This window comes from Prochlorococcus marinus str. MIT 1013 (genome assembly GCF_027359395.1).
Classification (GTDB): domain Bacteria; phylum Cyanobacteriota; class Cyanobacteriia; order PCC-6307; family Cyanobiaceae; genus Prochlorococcus_B; species Prochlorococcus_B marinus_E.
In genome coordinates this window covers 38958-63504 of the sequence record NZ_CP114778.1, presented here as the reverse complement: position 1 = coordinate 63504, position 24547 = coordinate 38958, and the positions used below count along the sequence as shown (strand labels likewise).

Genomic DNA, 24547 nt, shown 5'->3' with positions numbered 1-24547 from the left:
TTAACTTCTTAATTTATCTAAAACCGATCTGTCTTCAAGAGTACTTGTATCTCCGCTTATTTCATCGCCCGAAGCCAGTGCCCTCAAAATTCTGCGCATTATTTTTCCACTTCTTGTTTTAGGAAGAGAATCAGTAAATTTAATTTCATCAGGTTTAGCAATTGGTCCTATTTCATTAACGACGTGTTTTTTTAATTGTGCATCAATATTTTCATTTGCATCTGTACCAGTTATTAACGTGACAAAGGCTACTATTGATTCCCCTTTTAAATCATCAGGTCTACCCACTACGGCAGCTTCTGAGATGAGCTCATGACTAACTAAAGCTGATTCTATTTCCATTGTTCCAAGTCTATGACCAGAGACATTGATAACATCATCAACTCGTCCCATAACCCAAAAATAACCTTCCTCATCTCTTCGAGCCCCATCTCCGGCAAAATATATATAGCTATTGTCTGAAGGTTTTAAATACTCCCAGTAACTCTCTCTAAATCTTTTTTCATCTCCATAAACATTTCTCATCATTCCAGGCCATGGTCTTTTAACTACCAAATATCCACCCTCATTATTAGATACAGAGACGCCATCTGAATTGACCACGTCGGCTTCGATCCCAGGCAAAGGGAAAGTTGCTGATCCAGGTTTTGTTGGAGTCGCTCCTGGAAGAGGACTAATCATTACTCCTCCAGTTTCTGTTTGCCACCATGTATCAACTATTGGGCATCTACCTCCTCCAATAACGTCTCGATACCAGATCCAAGCCTCTGGATTAATTGGCTCTCCCACAGTTCCTAAAAGTCTTAAACTTGATAAATCGTATTGCTTAGGAATCTTTTCTCCTCCTTTCATAAAGGCCCTTATAGCAGTTGGAGCAGTATAAAAAATCGAAATTTTATGCCTCTGAATTACGTCCCAAAAAGCGCCTGGATTTGATGGCCTTGGAACTCCTTCGTACATAACAGTAGTTGCACCATTAGATAGTGGGCCATAGACGATATAACTATGTCCCGTTATCCAACCCACATCAGCCGTGCACCAATAAACATCATTTTCACGAATATCAAAAATCCATTTAAAAGTTAAATGAGACCAAAGGTTATACCCAGCAGTTGAATGAACTACTCCCTTTGGTTTGCCTGTAGAACCAGAAGTATATAAAACAAATAAGCAATCCTCACTATCCATTTGTTCTGGCAAACATTCTTCTGATTGACTATCTACAATTTCATGCCACCAATAATCTCTACCATCGTCCATAGCAATAAGCTTTTTTGTCCTTTGAACAACTAAAACTGATTCGACCTTTGGGCAACCACCACCCTCCAAGGCTTGATCAACAGCATCTTTAAGAGGAATTATTTTATCTTTTCTAAAACCCCCATCAGCTGTAATTACTGCTTTCGCTTCTCCATTAATTAATCGGTCCCTTAAAGCCTCAGAGGAAAAACCTCCAAACACGACTGAATGTGGTGCTCCAATCCTTGCACAAGCAAGCATTGCAATTGCAGCCTCAGGCACCATAGGCATATACAAAGCGACAAGATCTCCTTTGCCTATACCTAAAGACTTAAGTGCATTAGCGGCTTTGCAAACTTCTTTGTGTAGTTGTTTGTAGGTATATTTTTTTTGTTCACCTGGCTCCCCTTCCCAAATCAAGGCGACTTTGTCAGCCGTTGTACTATTTAAATGTCGATCTAGACAGTTAAAAGAAATATTAGTTTTTCCACCATCGAACCATTTAGCGAATGGTGGATTGGACCAGTCAAGTACATTATCAAAAGATTTAAACCAATGTAATTCTTCTCGAGCTGCATCACCCCAAAACCTATTGGGATCTGATTTAGCCATCTCCGACATTTCCAAATACTTAGAAAAAGATGAGATTCTACTTTTACTAGAAAAGTCATCAGAAGGAGGGAAAACTCTCTGCTCCTGAAGAACAGACTCAATAGAGTTAGAATTGTCTGAATTCATGAAAGATAAAAACAACTTTTGATTTATTGCATTCAAGCCATTTCTGATCAAAAGGCTTTAATAGTGAAACTCTTATTTAAAACAAATTCATAATGAAGAAAAATTGGAATTTTCCTAAAGCATTTTTATTTGATCTTGATGGAGTTCTAATTGATTCAGAACCCTTACATGGACAAGCATGGAGAGAAACAGCCGCACTTTTTAATCTAAATCTAACTCATAACCAACTAAAATTATTAAGAGGAAAAAGAAGAATTGATTGTGCTAATGAACTGGTTAAATTAATTCCAAAGGCAGTCAAGGTGAAAGAATTACTAAACCTACATAAGCCCATCTCAAGAAAACTTATCCTCAATGCACAAGCAATGCAAGGTGGAGAGAGTTTGGTCAAAATGTGTAATGAAAACAATATCCCAATGGCGTTAGTGACCAGTAGCAGCTCTGAATCTTTTCAAATAAAAACTGCTCCTCATCAATGGATGAATCTATTTTCTGTAATGGTTCTTGGCGATGACAAATTACTAGCCAAAGGGAAACCAGCTCCAGATCCATATCTATTAGCCGCTAAAAAATTAAATATTTCTCCTCAAGAATGTTGGGCTGTTGAAGATTCAATTTCTGGAGTATCTTCAGCATTGGAGGCCGGATGTTTTGTTTTCTTTTTAAAAGAAAAACGTGATGAACTTCCAAAAAAAGAAGTTTTTGATCAACACGATAATTTAATACAAATCAATCATTTAGAAGAAATTGAACAAATATTAAATGCGTATTGAATTAATAAAGTCTGCTAATTACAAATTCTGGCAATTCAAGTAATGCTTTCTTTGATGGTGAATCTGGCAACCATGAAATTGAATCTTTTGATTCAGAAGCAAATTTTTCGGCTAATTCTCTTGATTTTTTGATCGCACTTGAATCTCTTACGAGAAATAGAGCCTTTTCAAGATCATCTTTTTGGGCAAATTTATCATTAATAAGTTTACTAAGAGCAGGATTCTCTTCCAAAGCATAGAAAACAGGTGCAGTAAGATAGCCACTTTGAAGATCACTAGCTGCTGGTTTACCTAATTGTTCATCATTTCCAGTGAAGTCGAGAATATCATCAACTACCTGAAAAGCTAATCCTAACTGTCTTCCAAAAAAATAAAGTGAATTTAAGCTCTCTTGATCCACATCAGATAAAACACCAATAGCCTTGGAACTGTTGGCAATTAGAGAAGCAGTTTTACAATAACTTTTTTCTAAATAACTCTCAAAGGATTGACTTGAATCAAATCTATTAAGACCTTGCTTTATTTCACCTTCAGCTAAATCCATAATCACCCTACTTAACAATTTAACAACATCTAAATTCTCAAGATTTGCCAAATGCCAACTTGCTTGAGCAAATAGAAAATCTCCTGCAAGAACAGCTATCTTGGGATCAAATCTACTATGAACAGTTTCAACACCTCTTCGTGTATCAGCTTCATCAACAACATCATCATGCACGAGAGAAGCGGTATGAATCATTTCAGTAATCTGGGCCAATTTTCGATGCTTCAAAGGAAGGTCCTTCTCAGATGTCAAAGCTCTTGAAATCAATAAAACAATTCCAGGTCTTAAACGTTTGCCGCCTGCACTAAAAAGATGTTCCGCAGCAGCTTGCAAAATAGGGTGTCCAGCACCTATGAGGCTGCGAAGATCCAAAAGCAAAGCTTCTAGATCAAGTTCTACAGGTTGAAGAATTTCCGTTGCTGTGGTCATAAAACCGCTCTACTTTTTGATATTAAGAGACCCAGCCCTTCTTCTGCAGTGAAACGAGATTAACTTCAGGAAACACATTTAACCAATGCTTAGCTTTATTGGGGAAATTTTCAAAATTGGAAGTTACGTAAAACTTTAAATCAACTAAATTTTTTTTCTTTGAATAATTGCTTGTTTTTGAATCCATAAACAACTTTAATTTTAAAGAAAGAGCATCTGCGGGGTCAATCAATTTAACACTAGAGGGTAAGATCCCAGTCAGCAAAGGAGTTATGAGAGGGTAGTGACTACAGCCAAGAATTAAAGAATGAATTTTTTGTTTTAAAATAGGTTGTAAATATCTAGTCGCAACATCAGTAATCTCCTCTGAATTAATATTATCCATTTCAATCATTGGAACAAATTCAGGGCATGGTTGCTCAATTACAAAAGTTTTTGGCTTAGATTCTAAAATAGCATTCGTATAAGCCTTAGTTTTCACTGTAGAAGGAGTTGCGAGAACACCTACCCTAGATTCTTGAATGGTTGAAGCAGCAGACCCAATCAAGTCAAAAACAGGGACATCTAAATTTTTTTTAAGTACCTCCAAGGCAATGGCATTTGTTGTGTTGCAGGCAACCAAAAAAGCATCAATATTTTGATAACTAAACCAAGAAGATATTTCTTCAGCAATTTTTCTGATCTCATTAGTTGTCTTTATTCCATAAGGAAGTCTTGCTGTATCAGCCAAATATATAAATGAATTATTAGGACATAACTCAATAACTTTTTTTAGAACAGTGAAGCCTCCAATACCACTATCAAATAATCCAATACGCATATCTAATTTGAAACTTTTAGATAATTCAGTATGCCCCTAGCGATAGCCAAAGATATTTTATCCCTATAACCTTTTTGTCGTAATAAGTCTGCATCATACATGCCAGTAACAAATCCAATCTCTACTAAAGCTGCGGGCATGGATGTTTTTCTAATTACGTAAAAGCGTGATCTACGAACACCCCTATCAGGACTTTGTGGAGAAACAATTAAAATTTGTTTTTGAATATTTTTAGCTAAAGAATATCCTTTATAACCAGAGTAATAATATGTCTCTAAACCGTTAACATCTTTTCGCTTTCCTCTTGTTGCATTTGCATGAATACTCACAAAAACATCTGCTTTTGAATTATTAGCCTTGGCAACTCTTGGCTGCAAGTCTAATGTTCTCTCATAATTCCGAGTTAAAAGAGTTTTAACGCCTTTATTTGTAAGAAATTTCGAAACACTCTTTGATACTTCTAAAACAATATCAGTCTCTCTTAATCCATTTATTCCAACAGCACCAGGGTCTGAACCACCATGTCCTGGATCAATAACAACTTTATACTTTCCATTAGGTACATTGGGTAAAGAAGAAACATCTAAATCTTGAATCTTAATTTTTTCAAAAGTTCTTTTGGTTGAGTTTCTTATGATATTGCCTTCTTCAATAGAACGAAAAGAATTACTTTCTAGACCAATAAGCTCCAACTCCCAAGTGTTTGGTGATAGGCCAATTAATTTTAGTTTTTTGGGTTCTAATTCAACTGATGGTAGGAACTCAATAACGAGCCTTGTTCTACCCTTGGAAGGTTTACCTAGTCTGATTTCCTTAACTGATCCATTACCTTTAATAGTTCTTGGTTGGCTTAATTCTCCAGGGAAATCTATCCAAACCCTCTCACCTTTATCAGCGGTTGAAGATTGGTAAAAAGCATCTAATTTAGCCCCAGAGGAAGTTCGTAGTTTAAGACTGCCGTTATTAGTTAAAGCCCAAGCTGCAAGAGCACTAGCAGATCTGAGCGGCAAAGAAATAAAAAGATTAGAACAAAAAATAAATCCCGCTAAAAGTACTAATTTTGACTTTAAAGATTGATCTTGAAACATCAACTAAAAAGCTCTGTTTTTCTATGTTTAAGGCTGGGCATTTGTCCTCTTATTCTCTCCACTCTTTCTTTATCAGCGGGAGCTATTGCGGCCCCTTGAACAACCCCTGCATCTGCTAGAACCGTCCCCCATGGATCAATAACCATCGCATGTCCATGACTTTGTCTTCTGCCATAATGGCGACCAGTTTGGGCTGGAGCTACAACATAAGCGGTATTTTCAATAGCTCTTGCTTGAAGTAAAACTTGCCAATGATCCTTTCCCGTAAAAGCGGTAAAAGCAGCTGGAATCATTAATAAATCCGCGCCTTTATCAACCAAATCCCGATAAAGTTCTGGGAATCTTACGTCGTAACAAATAGATAATCCGATTTTGCAAAGACCTGGTACATCAACAACAGGTGGAGATTCACTACCGGAAACAATTGTTTCAGATTCTCTATAGGTATTTCCTTCGGGTAGATCAACGTCGAAAAGATGAATCTTGTCATATCTTGCTAGAGATTGACCGTCCTTTCCAAACAACTCGGCTCTATTTAAAGTTCTAACTCCATCGCCAGCAGGTACAGGGAAACCACCTCCAAGTAAAACGACTTGATATCTCCTTGCCATTGTTACTAAAAAACTATTGCATTTTTCATAGATTGAAGATGCAATTTTTAATTTTTTCTGATCTTCACCCAAAAATGCAAAGTTTTCAGGAAGTCCAACAAGATCAGCCCCGCGCCTTGACGCTAACTCAATTTGTTCTTCTGCAGCATTGAGATTTGCCTCTATGTCTGAGGTACTTGTTAGCTGTAAGGCCGCAGCCAAAAAATCTGACACTGAGTTAAAAAAGAAAAATAATTTAAAAGTTAGTTTGAGCGAAGTACGCCCATTTCAATCTGTTTTGGAATAATAGAAAGATTGTCCAAAGAAGCGCAACAAGCGAAATCATCATCATGATTACCTATTCCTGCAAGTCTTTGTCCATGACTTGCAATACGTAAACATCCTTCAACATCATTCTCCCAATTTTTCCATAGAGCTATGGAGGCCATCAATTCATCATTTAATATCTGAACCGACTCTAATTGATCCATCAAAAGAGAGGCTAAAGCCCCAGCAGCTAAAGAATCCTCTAAAGAGTAGGAGCCTTCCCATCCACTACCAACAATCCAAACTTCTTCGGGATTATCACTTTTCAATCGTTCAGCAATAGCTTTTCTATTTGGCAATGCCATAGTATACAAACTTTTGGATTCTCTAACACGATGGAGTGACCTTGTTCCGTTGGTAGTACTCATGAAAACTCTTTTCCCTTTTACTTTCTCAGTTGATACTCCTAATGGAGAATTCCCCAAGTCAAATCCATCTAATTTTTTTCCTCCTCTCTCTCCAACAAGTACTTTATCTTTAGGATCAAAAGTCTTTGCCTGATTTTTAAGTTCATCAACATCTGCAAACACTTGAACTGAATCAGCTCCATTTTCAAGAGCCCAGGCAATAGTTGTTGTAGCTCTCAGAACATCAATCACTACTGATGATTCAGGAGTAATTCCACTCGGGACATCTGCCGCTACATAAAAATAAGAAAGTTTCATTTCCACAAAGGCTGATAACTTGCGTCACAGTAACTAGATAAATAGGTTAATCGTGCAGACCTTCATGAAATTATTTCGTCAAGAACCTCTTACACGGGACATTAGAGATTTTCTTACTCTTCTAGAAAAGAAAGGTCAATTAAAAAGAATAAGCAGTCAAGTTGATAGTGACTTAGAAATTGCGGCAATAAGCGACCGAGTCCTTGGAATGGGAGGTCCTGCTCTACTTTTTGAAAATGTAAAAGGATCATCAATGCCTGTTGCAGTGAATTTACTTGGGACAATGGAACGTGTGGTTTGGAGTATGGGCTTAGAGAAGCAAGAAGAATTGGAAGATTTAGGGAAAAAATTAGCCCTTCTTCAACAGCCACGACCACCGAAAGGATTTAAAGAAACCAAAGCTTTTGCTTCAGTTGCATGGGATCTACTTAAAGCTCGTCCAGATATAGATCTTTTACCACCATGCCATCAAAAAGTAATTGGTGAAAAAGATTTAAATTTAAATCATTTACCACTCTTACGTCCCTGGCCAGAGGATGCTGGAGGTGCCATTACTTTAGGCCTAGTAATAACAAAAGATCCTGAGACAGGAGTGCCAAATGTTGGTGTTTATAGACTCCAAAGACAATCTGCCAAGAGCATGACAGTCCATTGGTTAAGTGTCAGAGGAGGAGCCAGACATCTTCGCAAAGCAGCTGCCATGAATAAAAAACTAGAAGTTGCTGTCGCTATTGGAGTTCATCCACTTCTTGTCATGGCTGCAGCAACACCTATTCCAGTACAGCTCAGCGAATGGCTTTTTGCAGGTTTGTATGCAGGAGAAGGTGTTCGATTAACCAAATGCAAAACTATCGATCTTCAGGTGCCTAGTCACAGTGAAATTGTAATAGAAGGCTCAATATCTCCTGGGGAAGAAATGATGGATGGTCCTTTTGGAGACCATATGGGGTTTTATGGGGGTGCTGAGTCCTCTCCTTTGATTAGATTTCACTGCATGACTCAAAGGAAAAAACCAATATTTTTAACAACCTTCAGCGGTAGGCCTCCAAAAGAAGAGGCCATGCTGGCCATAGCATTAAATCGAATTTACACACCAATACTTAAACAACAAATACCTGAAATTATTGATTTTTTCCTTCCAATGGAAGCTTTGAGTTATAAATTAGCCGTCATTTCTATTGATAAAGCGTATCCAGGTCAAGCTAAAAGAGCTGCAATGGCTTTTTGGAGTGCTTTACCTCAATTTACCTATACAAAATTTGTCGTAGTCGTCGACTCCAACATTAATGTAAGAGATCCTAGACAAGTAGTTTGGGTCTTATCTAGCCAAGTTGACCCTCAAAGAGATTTGTTTATCCTTGAAAATACTCCTTTTGATACCCTTGACTTCGCGAGTGAACATATTGGTTTAGGAGGCAGATTAGCTATTGATGCAACAACAAAAGTTGGCCCAGAGAAAAATCATGATTGGGGCAAACCATTAACAAGGTCTAAAGAGCTTGAAGATAAAGTCGATGAAAGATGGGCAGAACTAGGGTTATCGGAGCTGAAAAACGACCAACCAAGTCCAGAATTATTTGGGTATGTTATCGATGAACTAATGCGTCAAAAACAAATAAACAATTCATAAATAAGCAATAAAGCTTATCAATAAATAAAATATAAAAATATATTGTTTTTTCATTGAAAGTTCCCACTAGAGATCAGTCTTTAAGAGACCTTCAAAAAGGAGGAGAGCTCTGTGGGAAAGTGAAAGTACCTGGAGATAAATCAATCTCACACCGCGCACTACTTTTTGGGGCTATTGCCAAAGGGAAAACAATAATTGAGGGCCTTTTACCTGCTGAAGATCCATTAAGTACTGCTGAATGCCTCAGGTCAATGGGCGTAAATATTAGTCCTATTAAGAAAGGAGACATTATTGAAATTGAAGGCGTTGGATTAAATGGCCTCCAAGAGCCTGAAGATATTTTGAACTGCGGAAATTCAGGAACAACTATGAGATTAATAATGGGATTATTAGCCGGTCAAAAAGATCATCATTTTATCCTTACAGGAGACAAATCACTCCGAAATAGGCCAATGAAAAGAGTAGGGCAGCCGTTAAAAATGATGGGGGCTAATGTTTCTGGAAGATGCGGAGGAGACTTGGCTCCTCTATCAATTATTGGGAACAAATTAAGAGGTGCCGTAATTGGTACTCCAGTAGCAAGTGCTCAGATAAAATCTGCAATCCTACTAGCTGCTCTTAATGCAGAAGGCTCAACAACTGTTATTGAACCCGCCAGATCGAGAGATCATAGCGAGAGAATGTTAAAAGCATTCGGAGCTAATCTAAAAGTTGGTGGTGAAATGGGTAGACATATAACTGTTTCCCCGGGTAAAGAGCTAAAAGGTCAATCAATTATTGTTCCGGGTGATATTAGTTCCGCTGCTTTTTGGCTCGTTGCAGCTAGCATCGTACCCGGATCAGAATTAGTTGTAGAAAATGTTGGTTTAAATCCAACAAGAACCGGAATACTTGATGTATTAGAAGCAATGGATGCAAATATCAACATAATAAACAAAAGGGATGTAGCCGGTGAGCCTGTCGGAGACATTCAAGTTTTCTACAAAGAGAACTTGAAACCATTTAAAATTGATGGTGAGATAATGCCTCGGCTTGTAGACGAGATACCTATATTATCTGTAGCAGCATGTTTTTGTAATGGTATCAGTAAAATAAAAGGAGCAAGTGAATTGAGAGTCAAAGAAACTGATCGATTAGCTGTAATGGCCAGGCAATTAATAAGAATGGGAGCAAAATTAGATGAGCATCAAGACGGTTTAACTATTTATGGAGGAAATAATTTAAAAGGATGCGAACTTGATAGCGAAGATGATCACCGCATAGCCATGAGTTTAGCTATTGCATCAATAATGGCTAATTCTAATTCGACATTACGACGTAGTGAGGCTGCAGCAATCTCATATCCTGATTTTTGGAATGATCTTAAGAGACTTCATCAGAAAAATTAACTTTTCTTACAATTGGATGACTATAAAAAACATACGACAAAAGACGGGAGTTTAAGTCTTTACAGCTTGAACTATGAAGAAGGATTTCATGATAAAAACGGAGCACTCAGAGAATCAATTGATAAATATCTATTACCAGCTCAATTAGAACGTTTTTCTAACGCTAAAAAAATAGTTGTTTTAGATGTTTGTATGGGCTTAGGGTATAACACTGGATGTATTCTCGGAGAGTTACTTCAAAGTAATATTAAAATTGAATGGCATGGACTAGAGATTGATCAAAGGCCTTTAAGCCTTGGTCTTAATGAAAAAATATTTCAGGAGATTTGGTCTCCAAAAGTATTAGATTTTTTTAATTGCTTAAACAAATCAGGGAAATGGACTGAAGGTTTTAACGAAGGAACTATTCACTGGGGAGATGCGAGACAAAAAATATACGAAATACAAGATTCTCTACTGTTTGATTTAATTCTTCTTGATCCTTTTTCTCCACAAAAGTGTCCTGAGCTATGGAGTGAGGAATTCATCTCTTTATTAACAGAAAGACTTTCATTCGACGGGCGCTTGATTACATATTCAACTGCTGCCTCAATTAGAGCAAGCTTAAAAAGAGCTGGTTTAAAAGTCTATTCAATAGTTCCATCAAACGATTATCAAAGAAAATGGAGTTCAGGTACAGTTGCCATGAAAAAAAAATTAGAACAACAGCTCATTTCAAAAAATAATTATCAGCTTAAAGGCTTGAGCACTAGGGAAGTAGAACACCTTGCTACACGTTCATCAATTCCTTACAGAGATCCAACAGGGAGAGGAAAATCTAAAGAAATTATTTCGACAAGAGAACTAGAGCAATCTAAAAGTCACTTAATAAACACTTCATCATGGAGAAAACGATGGAATACTGCGCAATAGTAATAAAGCAATTAGATTTCCTAAAAAACTAATCTAATGCTTGCCATCGCAATTTTAGCGGCTGGAAAAGGTACGCGAATGAATAGTAAACTGCCTAAGGTTCTTCACTCTTTGGCAGGAAAATCACTTATTGATAGAGTTTTATCTTGTACTCAGGGGCTTAAGCCAAACTTAAGATTAGTAGTTGTAGGTCATCAAGCTAAGTTAGTAGAGGATTCCCTAAAGAATCATAAAGACTTAGATTTTGTTCTTCAGCAACCTCAAAATGGAACTGGACATGCGATACAGCAATTAATACCAAAGTTAAAAGGGTTTAAAGGAGAGCTTTTAGTCTTGAATGGGGATGTACCACTATTAAAGGAGGAAACTCTATGTTCACTTATAAAATTCCATAAAGAGTCCAAAGCGAGTGTAACTTTTTTATCAGCAAGTTTAGACTCACCAATAGGATATGGACGAGTATTTACAGATGAATCAGGACTAGTAAAAGAAATTATTGAAGAGAGAGATTGCACTAATGCACAGAGAAAAAATACATTAATAAATGCAGGCATTTATTGTTTTGATTGGCAACAATTATCAGACATTTTAAACTTATTATCTAACCAAAATAGTCAAAACGAACTTTATATAACAGATACTATAAGTTTACTCAAAAAGGCATTACATTTCAAGGTAGATAATCCATTTGAGATTAAGGGAATTAACGATAGATTTCAACTATCTGAATGCGAACACTACATCCAAAAAAAGCTAAAATCCTTATGGATGAGTAAAGGAGTTTCATTTGTTGATCCTATTAGTTGTTCGCTAAGTGAGGATTCGAACTTTGGTACAGACGTAATTATTGAGCCACAAACACATCTTCGTGGTAAATGCAATATTGGAAATGGATGTCATATAGGACCAGGTTGTATCATAACAAATTCAACACTTGCAGAAAATGTTTTAGCCATTCATTCATTCATCAATGAAGCAACAATTGGAAATAATACATCAATTGGTCCATTTGCTCACATAAGGCCAGAATCAAACATAAGTAAAAATTCTAAAATAGGTAACTTTGTAGAAATCAAAAAAAGTTTTATCGGTGAAAAAACAAAAATTAATCATTTAAGTTATGTAGGTGATTCAACTCTAGGGAAAAATATCAATATTGGAGCAGGGACAATTACAGCTAATTTTGATGGCAAAAATAAATATAGAACAATTATTGATGATTTTTCAAAAACTGGTGCAAATTCAGTCCTTGTTGCACCCATAAAAATTGGCTCACATGTAACTATTGGCGCAGGCTCAACGATAAGTAAGGATATTCCAGATAAGAGTTTAGTAGTTGAAAGATCAAAAGCAATGATTAGAACCAAGGCTGATTAACTACAACAACTAAGTTATTGCTGTAAATAAGGCAATACTTTTTCTAATTCCAACTTACGACTACCTTTAATTAAAATATTATCTCCAGGTGAAAGCCATGACAATAATGTAACAGCTGCATCTCTTGGTGTTCTTACTACATCATGATTTGGTAATTCTTTGATTGTCTTTTTTATAATATTAGATTCCTCACCACAAGAGACAAAAACAATTCCAGTAAGACCTAATTCAACCGCTTTTTTAAGAACTTTCTGATGAAGTGAAATACTCTCAGAACCCAACTCAAGCATCGTTCCTAAAACTGCAAAATGTCTGCCAGGCTTACTTACCAATAACTCTAAAGATGCAATAACAGATTCAGGAGAGGCATTGTAAGTCTCATCTAAAACTAAATATTGTCCACAATCAACCAATCTATTTCTTCCCATTGGCATATTTATTTTCAAGTGATCAAGATTCTTTATTGATAGTCCTAATTCTGTCGCGACTGTCAATGCCATAAGAAAATTCATAGCATTATGTCTTCCTTCAAGGGGCAATTTAAATTTCCTTTCCTCAAAAAACATGAAATTATTTTGCATGTCAATTTGAGATATATAATCTGGTTCTACATCTTTAACACCAAGATAATCATCTTTAGATCCTATCCAGTTCAATGAAAAATCCTCTATAGCTACCCGAACAATTCGTCCCGACCATTTTTTTCTTAAAGCTTTTTCTAAGAGGTGATCCCCAAAAGGTATAATCACAACACCATCAGATCTTAAATTCGAAGTAATTTCTGACTTCGCTTTTGCGATATTTTCTCTACTCCCAAGAATACCAATATGAGCTTGTCCTACATTTGTAATTACAGCAACATCAGGCTCGGCGACCCAAGAAAGACGTTCAATTTGACCTAAGCCACGCATACCCATTTCGATAACATAGGCAGCATCTTTTTTCGTCCCTCTAAGCAGAGTTTTTGTAACTCCAACATCATTATTTTCATTTTCTCTGCTTGAAACAATCTCACCAAGAGAAGATAGTACTTCGCGAATCAGTTCTCTTGTAGTTGTTTTTCCAACAGATCCGGTAACAGCCACAACAGGAAGATTTAATTTTTTCCTGTGAAGCAATGCGATCTGTTGATAAGCATACAGAGTATCTGGTACCACCCAATGAGGTAGACCTTTTGGCACCAAGCCATTAAATTTTTCAGAAACTATTGCTGCTTGTATACCAATATCAAAAGCAATATCCAAGTAATCATGGCCATCAAATCTATTGCCTACTAAAGGGACAAAGAAGTTTCCTTTTTCAATTGTCCTTGTATCAGTAGAAATAAAACCTATAGATAAATCAAAGTCAATTTTCTCTTGATTAACTGGTTTCCCCCAAAGTTTGATTAAATCCTTAAAAATAATATCCATACAACTCTTTGAATAGCAGCAAAGTAATCTAAATACTCAAAACCCTACGATTTTATCTTTTTTCCTTTCCTTGAAGGATCTGCTTCTTGTCCGTAAGAAAATTTTTCAACCTCTGCAGCGTCTGGAGAAGGCTCCTTAATTCCACAAACATCTTTATACATCAATTCATATTCCTTAGCTGATCTATCCCAACTATATTTATTTGACATTGCTCTTATCTGTAATTGCCTCCAACTTTTTTGATGTCTATATGCTTCCCATGAACGAACAAGTGCTGTATAAAAATCAATTGGTTCATACCGATCAAAGCAGAATCCAGAACCTGTTTCATTCATAGGATTATAAGGCTCTACAGTATCAACTAGTCCACCTACTTTTCTAACTATGGGAATAGAACCATAACGCATAGCTAATAGCTGACTGATTCCACATGGCTCAAAACGACTAGGCATTAGGAATGCATCAGCCCCTCCATAAATGAGCCTAGACAAAGCGTCATCATAAGTAAGAAAAACTGAAAAACGACCAGGGTACTCAATTGCAAGTTGCCATAAAGATGACTCTAGATAGCGATCTCCAGTACCAAGAACAACGACTTGAGAGTCAGTGTAAGAAAGAAGTCTATTAGCTACCTGTAGTAAAAGATCAATCCCTTTTTGGTCAACAAGCCTGCCAACCATACCCATTAAATATTTGTCTGGATTAACTTCAAGTCCCATTCGTTCTTGAAGAACTCTTTTATTAATTGCTCTACCGGAAATATTATCTGCACTAAATTTAGCTGGCAACGAATTATCAGTTGCTGGGTTCCACTCTTCTAGATCAACTCCATTTAATATTCCACGTAATTTACCTGAAATATAATTTAAAAGTCCTTCTAATTTTTCTCCATATTCAGATGTCCTGATTTCCCTTGAATATGTAGGTGATACTGCATTCACTCTATCGGCGTACAACATTGCTGATGCCATGGTGTGATCACCATGCATATACCATGGACACCAAGTTATCTGATCAAGTTTCCATCTCCATGGACCTTGATACTTGAGATTATGAATAGTAAATACTGTGCTGATTTCAGGGTCTTGATGCATCCAAACTGGGATCATTCCAGTATGCCAATCATGACAATGAAGGACTTGTGGCTTCCATGAGTTCCATGCAAATTCAGAGACTGCACTAGCAAAAAAAGTAAATCTCCAGTCTTCATCTTCTCCTCCATATATACGCTCTGAATCAAAGCAAGGGTGTCCTACCAAATAAATTGGCAACCCATTAGAGGGATGCCTTGTTTCAAAAACTGAAAAATCAACCCCCATGGTGTTGCCTCGAAAAATAGGCTCAGGCGCGATATCCATCAAGGTCCATAGTTTTCCATAACCTGGAATTATTAATCGAACGTCATGTCCAAGCTTTTTAAGCGCGGGAGGTAATGATCCAACAACATCACCCATACCTCCAACTTTTATCATTGGGGCACATTCAGCAGCAGCAAAAAGTATTCGCATTTAATTCATAAAAAAGAAAGGTTTATCTTTTGGATAAACTAAATAAGATCATGGAAGCCATTTTGATTCAGAGAAATCAGGATCCCTTTTCTCCATGAAAGCATTTCTTCCCTCCTTTGACTCATCAGTCGTATAAAAAAGATGTGTTGCCTGTCCAGCGAGCTCTTGTATACCTGCCAATCCATCAGTATCAGCATTAAAAGAAAATTTCAAACATTTTATAGCTGTTGGACTGTTTTGAAGTATTTCTCTAGCCCATTTAACCCCTTCAGACTCGAGTAAATTAATTGATGAGATTGCATTTATCAGCCCCATACCTAATGCTTCCTTTGCTCCATATTTTCTACATAGAAACCAAATTTCTCTGGCCTTTTTTTGACCTACAACCCTTGCTAAATAACTTGAACCAAATCCAGCATCAAAGCTCCCTACCTTAGGCCCCGTTTGCCCAAAAACTGCATTATCAGCAGCCAAGCTCAAATCACAAATCAAATGCAAAACGTGTCCTCCTCCGATTGCGAAACCTGAAACAAGCGCAATAACTACTTTTGGAAGGCTTCGAATTATACGTTGCAAATCTAGAACATTTAAACGCGGGATCCCATCATCACCGAGGTATCCTCCATTACCACGAATTGTCTGATCTCCGCCTGAACAAAAAGCGAACTTTCCATCTTTGGAAGGGCCAACCCCTGTAAATAAAACCACTCCAATATCAGGATCTTCTCTGATTCGGATAAAAGCATCACAGAGTTCTGAAATTGTTTGAGGTCGAAAAGCATTTCTTTTTTCAGGACGATTTATCGCAACGCGAGCAATACCCTCAGGGCTAACATCAAAGAGAATATCTTTGTATTCACCAACAGCAACCCATGAAGTAATGATTTCTCCAGGGAGAACTCTTCTAGGGATGTTTTTAGGGTTAATAGGTTTTAAGGCCATTGTTCAAATTAAATTAGTCACAGCTTGATAAATTCTCAGATAATCTTCTTTTGAGATCATCGCGTAAACTTAGTCTCAATTTATGATCTTCAAAGGAGTTAGTACAAACTCTTATTAATACATTTGTTGATAAAGAAAAGCTCCATTCAATTGCATGTTCTAAATCATCTAAGCATGAAACTTGCTTATATTTCACTCCATAAGCTTTTGCAAGTGAAAGAGGACAAACTTGCTGAGGCATAAGAAAAATTTCTTCAAAATCTCCTTCTTGAAGTCTATCTATGTTTAATTGATTAAAAATACCTCCGCCTCCATTATCTATCAAGATTACTATAAGACTAGTATTTCTATCTTTTGAAAATAACCAACCATTTGTATCATGAAGAAAAGCCAAATCACCTGTTACTAATATCATCCTTCCCATGATTATTGATAATCCCATCCCCATTGAAAGTGTTCCATCAATTCCTGAAGAGCCCCTAAATCCAAAACACCTTCTTATAAAAGCTCCCCGACCTGAATAACTTAACCAATCTCTTATTGGACTACTTGAAGCAAGCATCACAGGAATAGAATTTGGAAGCAAGCGAGGAAGCAATCTAGCTAAAGCAGGTTCTGTAATTAAGCCTTTTCCAAATAACTTTTTATCAAGCCAATCATTAATGAATAAATCATAGTTTATAAGATTTGAAGTTAATCTTTTACTAAAATTTTTATTATCGCTTGCAGGATTTTTTGAAATACTGTTAGAGAATTTATTCAACCAATTAGAAAATCCTTCACTAAATTGAATTGAGCCACCAATAGGATCAAGATTTCTGTAATCTCCCTCTGTGATTAGTAATTGACTTTTCCCAGGTTTCTCAAGCCAAAATTTTAATTCTTTACTTGGTGGTAGTGGGCCCAAGCGTAAAACTTGGATTTCATTAATTCTTTCAAAAAAACCTATTGAGAAAATAAGATCCCAATGATTTATTAAACCTTTTTGTTTATTTTCGACTCCAGAGAGTGGATCAGCAAGTATTGGCCATCCAGTTAAATTTTGCCATTTCTTTAATGCAATCCTAAAAGAAACAAGTTCTTTTGCTTTGCCCCTCCAAGGGCCAACAATAATTATGCCTAATGACCATGGATCTAATTCGGGTAAGTTTGGCGAAAGGTCATTCTTAATAAACTGATTGTTCCTTGAAGTAATTTTATTCTTTAAAAATCCATCAATTTCCCATCCATCAAGAACTTTTTTCTGATCAAACTCGCAAGGATGTAAAGGTTCTTCATAAGCAAGGTTTATATGAATTGGACCAGGCATATTAATGGTCATTTCGTATGACTTTTCTACTAAAGAACTAAGTCTTTCTTTAGAAATCAAATGAATTCCTTCTCTTGGAGATTCATCAAAATATCTACAAACTGATTTCAAAAAATCCTGCTGATTAACTGCTTGATTCGCTCCACATTCTTTTAATCTCAAAGGCCTATCTGCTGTTAGAAACAAAAGAGGATGACATGACCTATCCGCCTCAACAGCAGCAGGTAAAAGATTTGCTACAGCTGTTCCAGAAGTTGTAATAACACCCGTTAATTGTCCGCTTGCAGCACTTATTCCCAAGGCAAGAAATGCAGCAGATCTTTCATCAATAGATGTTATGAGAGTTAATTCCTTTCTTTTAAAGAGACTTGCTGCTGCTAATGCAAGAGGACCTGACCTGCTTCCAGGGCATAGAACAATATATTTCATTCCCTTTGCCACAAGGGCTTTAAGGAGCTCTAAGCTAATAAAAAAATTGTAACGTGCTATTGAAATTGCCAAAAGAACAACTAATTCAAATTTTGTAAAAAACTATTTAACAGGAAACTAAAACAAAAACATTTCATGACATCTACTGGATCAAAAAAAAATCAAAACCAAAATAGCTGGAAAGGATTATTAATTTGGATATTAATTGCGCTTTTATTAAGATGGCAAGCAGTTGAACCTAGATGGATACCATCTGGATCAATGATTCCAACTTTGCAAATTCAAGATCGCATATTGATAGAGAAGATAACCCCAAGAATTAATCAAAAACTAGATAAACATTTAAATTTGAATACTATTGTAGTTTTTAAACCTCCAAAAATACTTATAGAGGCTGGATACAGTGATGGTTCAGCACTTATCAAACGAATTGTTGGATTACCTGGAGACAAAATCAAAGTTTCAAATGGAAAACTATATAGAAATGATAAGGAAATAAATGAACCTTGGATTAAAGAATCAATTCAGTATGAAATGGACGAAATAAAAGTACCTGACTTTTCCTTGTGGGTTTTAGGAGACAACCGAAACAACAGTTTAGACTCACATGTATGGGGACCTCTCCCAGAAAAAAATCTAATAGGTACGGCACTCGCAAGATACTGGCCAATTAGAAAGATAGGACCTATTCGGTTCCCATAACCTAAATTAAATTTTATTAGTGTACATTTTGCGATATTCTATTTATACATAGAGAAAAACTGGATGTTTAATCCTGAATTTTTAGCTACAGACAATAATGAAGGACATGAGGCAAATGCTCTGATTCAATATTTGCAAGATCAACCCGCAGACGTTTTGCAGAGAGTTGCAAAATCTGCAAGCCCCGAAATTCAAGAAATAATCAAACACAATGTTCAGGGCTTGATTGGAATGCTTCCAGGTGAGCAATTTGAAGTAAAGATAACTTCGAGTAAAGATAATTTAGCTAGCTTATTAGCCTCTGCAATGATGACGGGTTATTTTTTAAGACAAATGGAACAGAGAAAACAGTTAGAAGAGACACTTTTGGCTGATGAAGAGATGTCTGTCGATCCAGATAAAATTTAATCACTAAATTTTTTCAGAGGGTCACTAGGGACTACGCCGATTTTTAATAATTTTTGATCTAGCCAACTTAAAAATCCAAAGTCCCCTTTATTATTAGCCCAATCTGATTTATAAATTTTATTTTTTAACGCTTTTATTTCATACTTTGAAAATCTAACTTTCCCACTGTAATGAGCAGAAATTAGCCATGAAATACCCTGTATGGATTCAACTTTATTCAACCAAGTTATTAAAGCTTTTCGTCCTCTAGGAAATACAAGCCTTTCTATTACAGGAGCGATTTGTATTAGAGGAGTGTTTTTTCCAACAAGTTTTTTAGCAGACAATTCCCAGCCTTTCTGCCAAGAAAAAGGATATATTCCAAAATGTGCTCTTTTATTTCTTAAATTTGGTTTAAAAGAGTTTCCAAAAATTTCTTTTATTTTTGGTATCACCAACTTTTCAGGTCTTAAGTAGGAAGCAAAAAGAACCAAGCGTAACCATCCTTTTCTTCTTGCAATTGGCGTATCAATAAGTTCTTCAGAGCCCTTCTCTCTTGCGTGAAATAATAAAGGGGTAGGGTCTAAATCAAAAAGCTCTGGAGGAGTATCTTCAATACCAACAATTGCATCAGTAACCAACAAAGATTTTGATGGTTTATGAAAACAAGATATTTCTTGAAAGCGTCCTAGTCCAATATCAATTGGTCCTAATGAAATCCAGTCACAATATTCACTATGAGGAAATCCGTCAGCCAATAAAATATTTGTTCTTTTAGATGGAATTCCCAACCAATCAAAAGGCAATTGAAATGGAAAACTCCACTGCCCTGGGCAAAGCCATATTTTTGAATCAGGAAAAGATCTAGCCAAAGCAGGAAGAGCAATTTTATGTTCCAAACCAGAGGCCGTTGGTAAAACAATAGTTTTTACAGGACCAATTTTTTTTACAAGTACATCTATATCCCTTAGCAATTCATCAGTTGGAGGGAGAGGGTTAATTATCATCAATTCATTCTTAACTCTGACGACTAAAAGCCTCACTGGGACAGCAACATAATAAATTCCTTGAAGTTGTTCAAAACTCCAAATCTGATTAGGAACTAATTCACGGAATATTGTTCTTTTTCTGCCATAAGGATAGAGAGGTAAAAGTGGCCACCAACTCCATTTTTGTTGAGAAGAAAGATTACTCATTGTTTGCTTAATTTAATTATTATTTATAAAAGTTTGGTTTTTAAATATTCCATATCTTGGGGCAAATAAAAATGCTATTAGAAATATTAATGTTTGAACTAAAACGATAGATCCACCTGTTTCAATATCTGACCAATAACTTATATAAACTCCCAGAATGCTTGAAAATGAGCTGCTAATAACTGCTAATAAAGTCATTTGATCAAAACGATCAGTGAGCAAGTATGCTGTAGCACCAGGCGTGATAAGCATTGCTACTACTAGAATAATACCAACAGTTTGCAAACCTACTACTGCGGATAAGGATAATAAAGTTAACAACAAGTAATGAAGTATCCCTGTATTTATTCCTATAGATCTGGCATGCTTAGCATCAAAACAATAAAGCATTAAGTCTTTTCTAAATATAAGCAAAATAGATATAACTATAAACGAAATTATTAAAGTCTGGTTAACATCTGAACGAGAAATCCCTAGGGGGCTTCCAAAAAGTATTTGCATTAAATCAATATTACTTTTAATTTTTGAAACCAATACAAGGCCTAATGCAAAAAAGCCAGTAAAAACAAGGCCTATTACTGTATCTTCTTTTATTCTAGATTTCTGTTTAACAAATCCAATCAAAGCAACTGAACCAACTCCAAAAACAAAAGCACCTAAGGAAAAAGGGAGCCCTAATGCATAAGCAACCACAACTCCTGGCATAACCGCATGAGAAACCGCGTCACCCATTAATGCCCAACCTTTTAATGTCATATAACAAGATAAAAGTCCACAAACCCCTCCTACTAATGCGCTAACCATTAAAGCTCTTCTCATGAAGTCATGAGTTAATGGATCCAATAGCCAATCTATTGGCGTAATTGAAATTAGAAATTCACTCATTTATAAAATCTTTGCTTGACGTTGGACCTGATAAAGGATTTGGTGGAATTCCTCCAAATGTTTTATTTAGATTTTCTGAAGTAAAAACTTCTGAGGTTTCACCATATGCAAGAACTGTCTTATTGATAAGGACAACAAAATCACAAAAATCTCGCACATGATTCAAATCATGAGTAGATATCAAAATAGTATGTCCTTCTTGTCGAAACTGAAGAAATAGCTGAGCCATAAGTTTTTCAGTGGGTACATCAACTCCGGAAAAAGGCTCATCTAAAAGAAGTACTGAAGCCCGTTGAGAAATTGCTCTTGCAAGAAAAGCTCTTTTACGTTGCCCTCCAGATAAAGATCCTATTGGTCTTTCCCTGAGATCCAAAAGATCAACTCTCTCAAGGGCGTGAACAACTGCTCTTCTATCTGACTCTCTTGGTATTCTGAAAATATTCATAGCGCCATATCTCCCCATCATCACGACATCCCAAACACTTATGGGGAATGAATAGTCTATTCCTTCGTTTTGTGGAACATATGCAACCGATTGCTCCTTCTGCGCTTGATTAACCTTTATACCATTGATCCTTATTTTCCCCCTTGATGGTCTAACGAAGCCCATTAGAGCTTTAAAAAAGGTTGATTTTCCTGCCCCATTCATTCCCACAAGGCCACATATAGATCCCGCTTTTAAATTTAAACTTGCGTCATAGAGGGCAACTGTGCCGTTGTAGTCCACACAAACTTGGTCTGCCTCAATACGCATAAAATCTTTCTCGTGATTTTTAAAAATTGGGTTCATTATTTTTTCACTTCTTCAATGGATAGGCCCTCAGTAATCAAACGAACATTATGCCTTAGTAAATCTATATAGGTAGGAGCAGGACCATTTAGATCTGAGAGTGAATCAACGTAGAAGGTACCACCAAATACAGCTCCACTAGATTTTGCAACTTCCTTTTGTGCTTCTGCGCTCACAGTGCTTTCACAAAAAATTGTTGGGACTTCATTTTCTTTAATTTTTGTTATGAGATTCACCATTCTCTTAGGGGTTACTTGACTTTCAGAATTAACTGGCCACAAATATGCCTCATTCATTCCGTAATCACGGGCCAAATAAGTAAAGGCTCCTTCGCATGTCACCAAAAACCTTCTTTCTTTAGGAATAGAGGATAAAGAATCTCTTAGCTCTTTATCAAGGGATTCAAGTTTAGCTTTATAGGTTGAAGCGTTAGATGAGTATTCAAGCGCTCCATCAGGATCGATTTTGATAAAAGCATCGACTATTTTATCAACATAATTCATAGCTCTTTTGGGCGACATCCAGGCATGAGGATTTGGCTTCCCTGAATAAGCATCGCCCTCTATCAATAATGGCTTAATCCCTTCGGTTAATTTCACATTGGGAATATCGCCCGTGCTAGTCATAAATTTTGAAAACCATGATTCAAGACCTAAACCATTTTTAATAATCAGTTTTGCTCCTTTAGTTTTTACAATATCACTGGGTGTAAATTGATAACTATGGATTTCAGCTCCTGGTTTCGTTATTGATTTAACTTGAAGTCTATCCCCAGAAACATTTCTAGCAAGGTCGGCCAAAATTGTAAAAGTAGTTAAAACTAAAGGCTTATCATTTCCTAATCTATAAGTGTTTTTATTTACACATCCTGTCAGGAATAAAATATTTAAAGAAAGTAAAACAGATAAACTAAGTATCTTGTTTTTCTTATAAATATACTCATACTCAGAAACAACCTTCTTATTAAACATATATTTGAAATTATAAAATATTAATATCTTATCTAAATATAAGTCAAAGATATACCAGAAGAAAAGTTATAAACTTAAACTGGTTTAACTTTGTAATTAATAGATTGTGACTGAATCCATTCTTTTGATTGCTTTAAAAAAGCCACCCAATCAACTCTTTCTAGCTCAGCAGCTTTTGATACTAGTTGAGGAGCTTGTTGCTTAATAAGTTCTAAATCAGGTTGAGTTACTCCATTATTGAGAGCCATCCAATCAGCCATCGATCTCCCAACCACTCTTGTTAAATAAGCAGCACTCAAGGCCTGAATTGTTCCAGCAGCAACCCAAGAGGAGCCATCAAGCTTTGCCAAGCTCAACAAGGATTGTCCACTCCATTCGACCACTCCTTGAGCAATTGCAGCCATTGCTAATTGTCGTGAGACTGCCTCAAGTAATTCTGGCTTCATTTTGGAAGACCATATTTTCGACATTTCTTTGATCATCAAGCCATTAACCACTGCAACTGCAAGCAAATCAGTTGAGGCGACAGGGGAGGCGAAAACGATACCAGCAACTATCCACTGAGATCTTGTTTGAATAACCTTGAATTTTTCTCTTCTTAATTTTTCTAAATCTTTTTGCCAAGAAGTATGCAATCGAGACAAAAGTCTTTGCTTAGTAATGTCTGTATTCTTCTTTGGATTTTCAAGAAGTTTCTTAATTGGAGAAAGAACCGTTGCCATTTCTGTTTGAGATCCATCCCATTTCAACACTCTGTTAGTCCATCTATCTGGTAATTGAGCCTCTAATGCATTTCGCTCGTCAGACCAATCAGTAGATTCTTTGCTGGCAACCATTAGCCAGGCTGGTTGATCTGTAGGGATATTTTTTATCCACAACAGATCAGCTGCGCTCATTGGAAGTGCCAAAGAATAAACAATAAAATCTTGCTCTTGGATTAAATCTGGCAAAATCCAATTTCGATCTCTCACAGGAAGAGCTGGTGGAAAAGAAACTTTGATTTGATTTTTGATTTGATTATTTATTCCTAAAACTTTTTCCAATTGCTCTTTATCAGGTAATTTTACGCCTTTTGTTTTCAAGAAACCAATGCTTTGATCTTCGGTTCTATCAATAATTTTTTGCAAGGAATTAATTCTTTCTTTTTTTCTTTCACTTTGCTCTCCATCCTCAAGTAAGTACTCAAAATTCTCTAAAACGTCATGACATCTTCTTACCCATCCTTGAACAGTAGAGGGAGCCTCAAATGAAACCTTTCCTGGTTTTAAAAAATAAAAGATACAGCCAAGTCCTAATAGCAATCCAAGTCCACCCCCAGGGATATGGGCCACATCACTTAAAACCCATTGACCTGTAATAGTTAGCCCAATAAAAAGACTAATTTTCGGAATCGAAAAAGAAGGTAAGGAGAGAGGAGATTTTGTTAATGAATGATTTTCCACGATTTCAATAGATACAGTTTCTTCTTAGCTAACTTTCATTTTAAAGCAAATTTT

22 protein-coding genes are annotated in these 24547 nt (G+C 36.3%); 7 read left to right on the top strand and 15 right to left on the bottom strand.

Annotated elements, in window-relative coordinates; translation table 11 throughout:
* Window positions 1-1977, bottom strand: coding sequence for an acetate--CoA ligase (gene acs, locus O5633_RS00290; protein WP_269610002.1), 1977 nt, complete (start codon window positions 1975-1977; stop codon window positions 1-3).
* A 92-nt stretch (window positions 1978-2069) separates the two neighbouring features.
* Here acs and O5633_RS00285 point away from each other — a divergent pair, with 92 nt between their 5' ends.
* Window positions 2070-2750, top strand: a complete 681-nt coding sequence (locus O5633_RS00285; RefSeq protein WP_269610001.1) for an HAD family hydrolase — start codon at window positions 2070-2072, stop codon at window positions 2748-2750.
* A gap of 1 nt (window position 2751) precedes the next feature.
* Here O5633_RS00285 and sds read toward each other — a convergent pair whose 3' ends face one another.
* From sds to O5633_RS00260, 5 genes are read right to left on the bottom strand one after another with little or no spacing between them, the layout of a single operon-like run.
* On the bottom strand, window positions 2752-3723 hold the full coding sequence (gene sds / locus O5633_RS00280) for a solanesyl diphosphate synthase (protein WP_269610000.1): 972 nt from the start codon (window positions 3721-3723) through the stop codon (window positions 2752-2754).
* A gap of 22 nt (window positions 3724-3745) precedes the next feature.
* The gene (murI, locus tag O5633_RS00275) at window positions 3746-4543 is read right to left on the bottom strand and encodes a glutamate racemase (RefSeq protein WP_269609999.1); all 798 of its coding nucleotides are present in this window, start codon (window positions 4541-4543) and stop codon (window positions 3746-3748) included.
* A gap of 2 nt (window positions 4544-4545) precedes the next feature.
* Window positions 4546-5631: an N-acetylmuramoyl-L-alanine amidase gene (locus O5633_RS00270; protein ID WP_269609998.1), complete on the bottom strand. Its 1086-nt coding sequence runs from the start codon at window positions 5629-5631 to the stop codon at window positions 4546-4548.
* Window positions 5631-6455, bottom strand: a complete 825-nt coding sequence (locus tag O5633_RS00265) for a carbon-nitrogen hydrolase family protein (protein ID WP_269609997.1) — start codon at window positions 6453-6455, stop codon at window positions 5631-5633. The genes O5633_RS00270 and O5633_RS00265 overlap by 1 nt, the downstream gene beginning before the upstream one ends.
* A gap of 29 nt (window positions 6456-6484) precedes the next feature.
* Window positions 6485-7213, bottom strand: a complete 729-nt coding sequence (locus O5633_RS00260; protein WP_269609996.1) for a 2-phosphosulfolactate phosphatase family protein — start codon at window positions 7211-7213, stop codon at window positions 6485-6487.
* A 64-nt stretch (window positions 7214-7277) separates the two neighbouring features.
* Here O5633_RS00260 and O5633_RS00255 point away from each other — a divergent pair, with 64 nt between their 5' ends.
* The 4 genes from O5633_RS00255 to glmU are packed head-to-tail and all read left to right on the top strand — an operon-like array spanning window position 7278 to window position 12520.
* Window positions 7278-8843 carry a UbiD family decarboxylase gene (locus O5633_RS00255; protein WP_269609995.1) on the top strand — a complete coding sequence of 522 codons (1566 nt, stop codon included), beginning with the start codon at window positions 7278-7280 and terminating at the stop codon, window positions 8841-8843.
* Window positions 8844-8896: 53 nt separating this feature from the next.
* Window positions 8897-10231, top strand: coding sequence for a 3-phosphoshikimate 1-carboxyvinyltransferase (aroA, locus tag O5633_RS00250; protein WP_269609994.1), 1335 nt, complete (start codon window positions 8897-8899; stop codon window positions 10229-10231).
* A gap of 12 nt (window positions 10232-10243) precedes the next feature.
* Entirely contained in the window at window positions 10244-11143 is a 900-nt protein-coding gene (locus O5633_RS00245) for an MnmC family methyltransferase (protein ID WP_269609993.1), read from the top strand.
* 36 nt (window positions 11144-11179) lie between these two features.
* Window positions 11180-12520, top strand: a complete 1341-nt coding sequence (gene glmU / locus O5633_RS00240; protein WP_269609991.1) for a bifunctional UDP-N-acetylglucosamine diphosphorylase/glucosamine-1-phosphate N-acetyltransferase GlmU — start codon at window positions 11180-11182, stop codon at window positions 12518-12520.
* 14 nt (window positions 12521-12534) lie between these two features.
* Here the strand turns inward: glmU and O5633_RS00235 are convergent, their stop codons facing one another.
* From O5633_RS00235 to menD, 4 genes are read right to left on the bottom strand one after another with little or no spacing between them, the layout of a single operon-like run.
* Window positions 12535-13932 carry a UDP-N-acetylmuramoyl-tripeptide--D-alanyl-D-alanine ligase gene (locus O5633_RS00235; protein ID WP_269609990.1) on the bottom strand — a complete coding sequence of 466 codons (1398 nt, stop codon included), beginning with the start codon at window positions 13930-13932 and terminating at the stop codon, window positions 12535-12537.
* Window positions 13933-13976: 44 nt separating this feature from the next.
* On the bottom strand, window positions 13977-15440 hold the full coding sequence (glgA, locus tag O5633_RS00230) for a glycogen synthase GlgA (protein WP_269609989.1): 1464 nt from the start codon (window positions 15438-15440) through the stop codon (window positions 13977-13979).
* Window positions 15441-15488: 48 nt separating this feature from the next.
* Window positions 15489-16382: a 1,4-dihydroxy-2-naphthoyl-CoA synthase gene (gene menB, locus O5633_RS00225; protein WP_269609988.1), complete on the bottom strand. Its 894-nt coding sequence runs from the start codon at window positions 16380-16382 to the stop codon at window positions 15489-15491.
* A gap of 13 nt (window positions 16383-16395) precedes the next feature.
* A complete protein-coding gene (menD, locus tag O5633_RS00220; protein WP_269609986.1) occupies window positions 16396-18192 on the bottom strand; it encodes a 2-succinyl-5-enolpyruvyl-6-hydroxy-3-cyclohexene-1-carboxylic-acid synthase in 1797 nt (598 codons plus the stop codon).
* Between the two features lie 63 nt (window positions 18193-18255).
* Between menD and lepB the strand changes: the two genes are divergently transcribed.
* Both lepB and O5633_RS00210 read left to right on the top strand, forming a co-directional pair.
* Window positions 18256-18822: a signal peptidase I gene (lepB, locus tag O5633_RS00215; RefSeq protein ID WP_269609985.1), complete on the top strand. Its 567-nt coding sequence runs from the start codon at window positions 18256-18258 to the stop codon at window positions 18820-18822.
* A 63-nt stretch (window positions 18823-18885) separates the two neighbouring features.
* Complete coding sequence (locus tag O5633_RS00210) at window positions 18886-19230, top strand: DUF760 domain-containing protein (protein ID WP_269609983.1); 345 nt, start codon at window positions 18886-18888, stop codon at window positions 19228-19230.
* On the opposite strand, the gene O5633_RS00205 is transcribed toward O5633_RS00210, so the two are convergent.
* The 5 genes from O5633_RS00205 to O5633_RS00185 form a co-directional block, all read right to left on the bottom strand.
* Entirely contained in the window at window positions 19227-20405 is a 1179-nt protein-coding gene (locus O5633_RS00205; protein ID WP_269609982.1) for a DUF4336 domain-containing protein, read from the bottom strand. The two genes, O5633_RS00210 and O5633_RS00205, sit on opposite strands and share 4 nt — an antisense overlap.
* A 12-nt stretch (window positions 20406-20417) precedes the next feature.
* Complete coding sequence (locus O5633_RS00200; RefSeq protein WP_269605073.1) at window positions 20418-21290, bottom strand: metal ABC transporter permease; 873 nt, start codon at window positions 21288-21290, stop codon at window positions 20418-20420.
* Complete coding sequence (locus O5633_RS00195) at window positions 21283-22044, bottom strand: metal ABC transporter ATP-binding protein (RefSeq protein WP_269611363.1); 762 nt, start codon at window positions 22042-22044, stop codon at window positions 21283-21285. Before O5633_RS00195 ends, O5633_RS00200 begins: the two co-directional genes overlap by 8 nt.
* Window positions 22045-22079: 35 nt before the next feature.
* Window positions 22080-23051, bottom strand: coding sequence for a metal ABC transporter substrate-binding protein (locus O5633_RS00190; RefSeq protein ID WP_269609981.1), 972 nt, complete (start codon window positions 23049-23051; stop codon window positions 22080-22082).
* A gap of 74 nt (window positions 23052-23125) precedes the next feature.
* A complete protein-coding gene (locus O5633_RS00185; RefSeq protein WP_269609980.1) occupies window positions 23126-24493 on the bottom strand; it encodes a YcjF family protein in 1368 nt (455 codons plus the stop codon).
* Window positions 24494-24547: the final 54 nt, after the last annotated feature.

Excerpts from the sequence above, each read along its gene's own strand:
- acs (WP_269610002.1), bottom strand. The coding sequence starts at position 1,977 with ATGAATTCAGACAATTCTAACTCTATTGAGTCTGTTCTTCAGGAGCAG.
- O5633_RS00285 (WP_269610001.1), top strand. The coding sequence starts at position 2,070 with ATGAAGAAAAATTGGAATTTTCCTAAAGCATTTTTATTTGATCTTGAT.
- sds (WP_269610000.1), bottom strand. The coding sequence starts at position 3,723 with ATGACCACAGCAACGGAAATTCTTCAACCTGTAGAACTTGATCTAGAA.
- murI (WP_269609999.1), bottom strand. The coding sequence starts at position 4,543 with ATGCGTATTGGATTATTTGATAGTGGTATTGGAGGCTTCACTGTTCTA.
- O5633_RS00270 (WP_269609998.1), bottom strand. The coding sequence starts at position 5,631 with ATGTTTCAAGATCAATCTTTAAAGTCAAAATTAGTACTTTTAGCGGGA.
- O5633_RS00260 (WP_269609996.1), bottom strand. The coding sequence starts at position 7,213 with ATGAAACTTTCTTATTTTTATGTAGCGGCAGATGTCCCGAGTGGAATT.
- O5633_RS00255 (WP_269609995.1), top strand. The coding sequence starts at position 7,278 with ATGAAATTATTTCGTCAAGAACCTCTTACACGGGACATTAGAGATTTT.
- glmU (WP_269609991.1), top strand. The coding sequence starts at position 11,180 with ATGCTTGCCATCGCAATTTTAGCGGCTGGAAAAGGTACGCGAATGAAT.
- O5633_RS00235 (WP_269609990.1), bottom strand. The coding sequence starts at position 13,932 with ATGGATATTATTTTTAAGGATTTAATCAAACTTTGGGGGAAACCAGTT.
- glgA (WP_269609989.1), bottom strand. The coding sequence starts at position 15,440 with ATGCGAATACTTTTTGCTGCTGCTGAATGTGCCCCAATGATAAAAGTT.
- menB (WP_269609988.1), bottom strand. The coding sequence starts at position 16,382 with ATGGCCTTAAAACCTATTAACCCTAAAAACATCCCTAGAAGAGTTCTC.
- lepB (WP_269609985.1), top strand. The coding sequence starts at position 18,256 with ATGACATCTACTGGATCAAAAAAAAATCAAAACCAAAATAGCTGGAAA.
- O5633_RS00210 (WP_269609983.1), top strand. The coding sequence starts at position 18,886 with ATGTTTAATCCTGAATTTTTAGCTACAGACAATAATGAAGGACATGAG.
- O5633_RS00205 (WP_269609982.1), bottom strand. The coding sequence starts at position 20,405 with ATGAGTAATCTTTCTTCTCAACAAAAATGGAGTTGGTGGCCACTTTTA.
- O5633_RS00200 (WP_269605073.1), bottom strand. The coding sequence starts at position 21,290 with ATGAGTGAATTTCTAATTTCAATTACGCCAATAGATTGGCTATTGGAT.
- O5633_RS00195 (WP_269611363.1), bottom strand. The coding sequence starts at position 22,044 with ATGCGTATTGAGGCAGACCAAGTTTGTGTGGACTACAACGGCACAGTT.
- O5633_RS00190 (WP_269609981.1), bottom strand. The coding sequence starts at position 23,051 with ATGTTTAATAAGAAGGTTGTTTCTGAGTATGAGTATATTTATAAGAAA.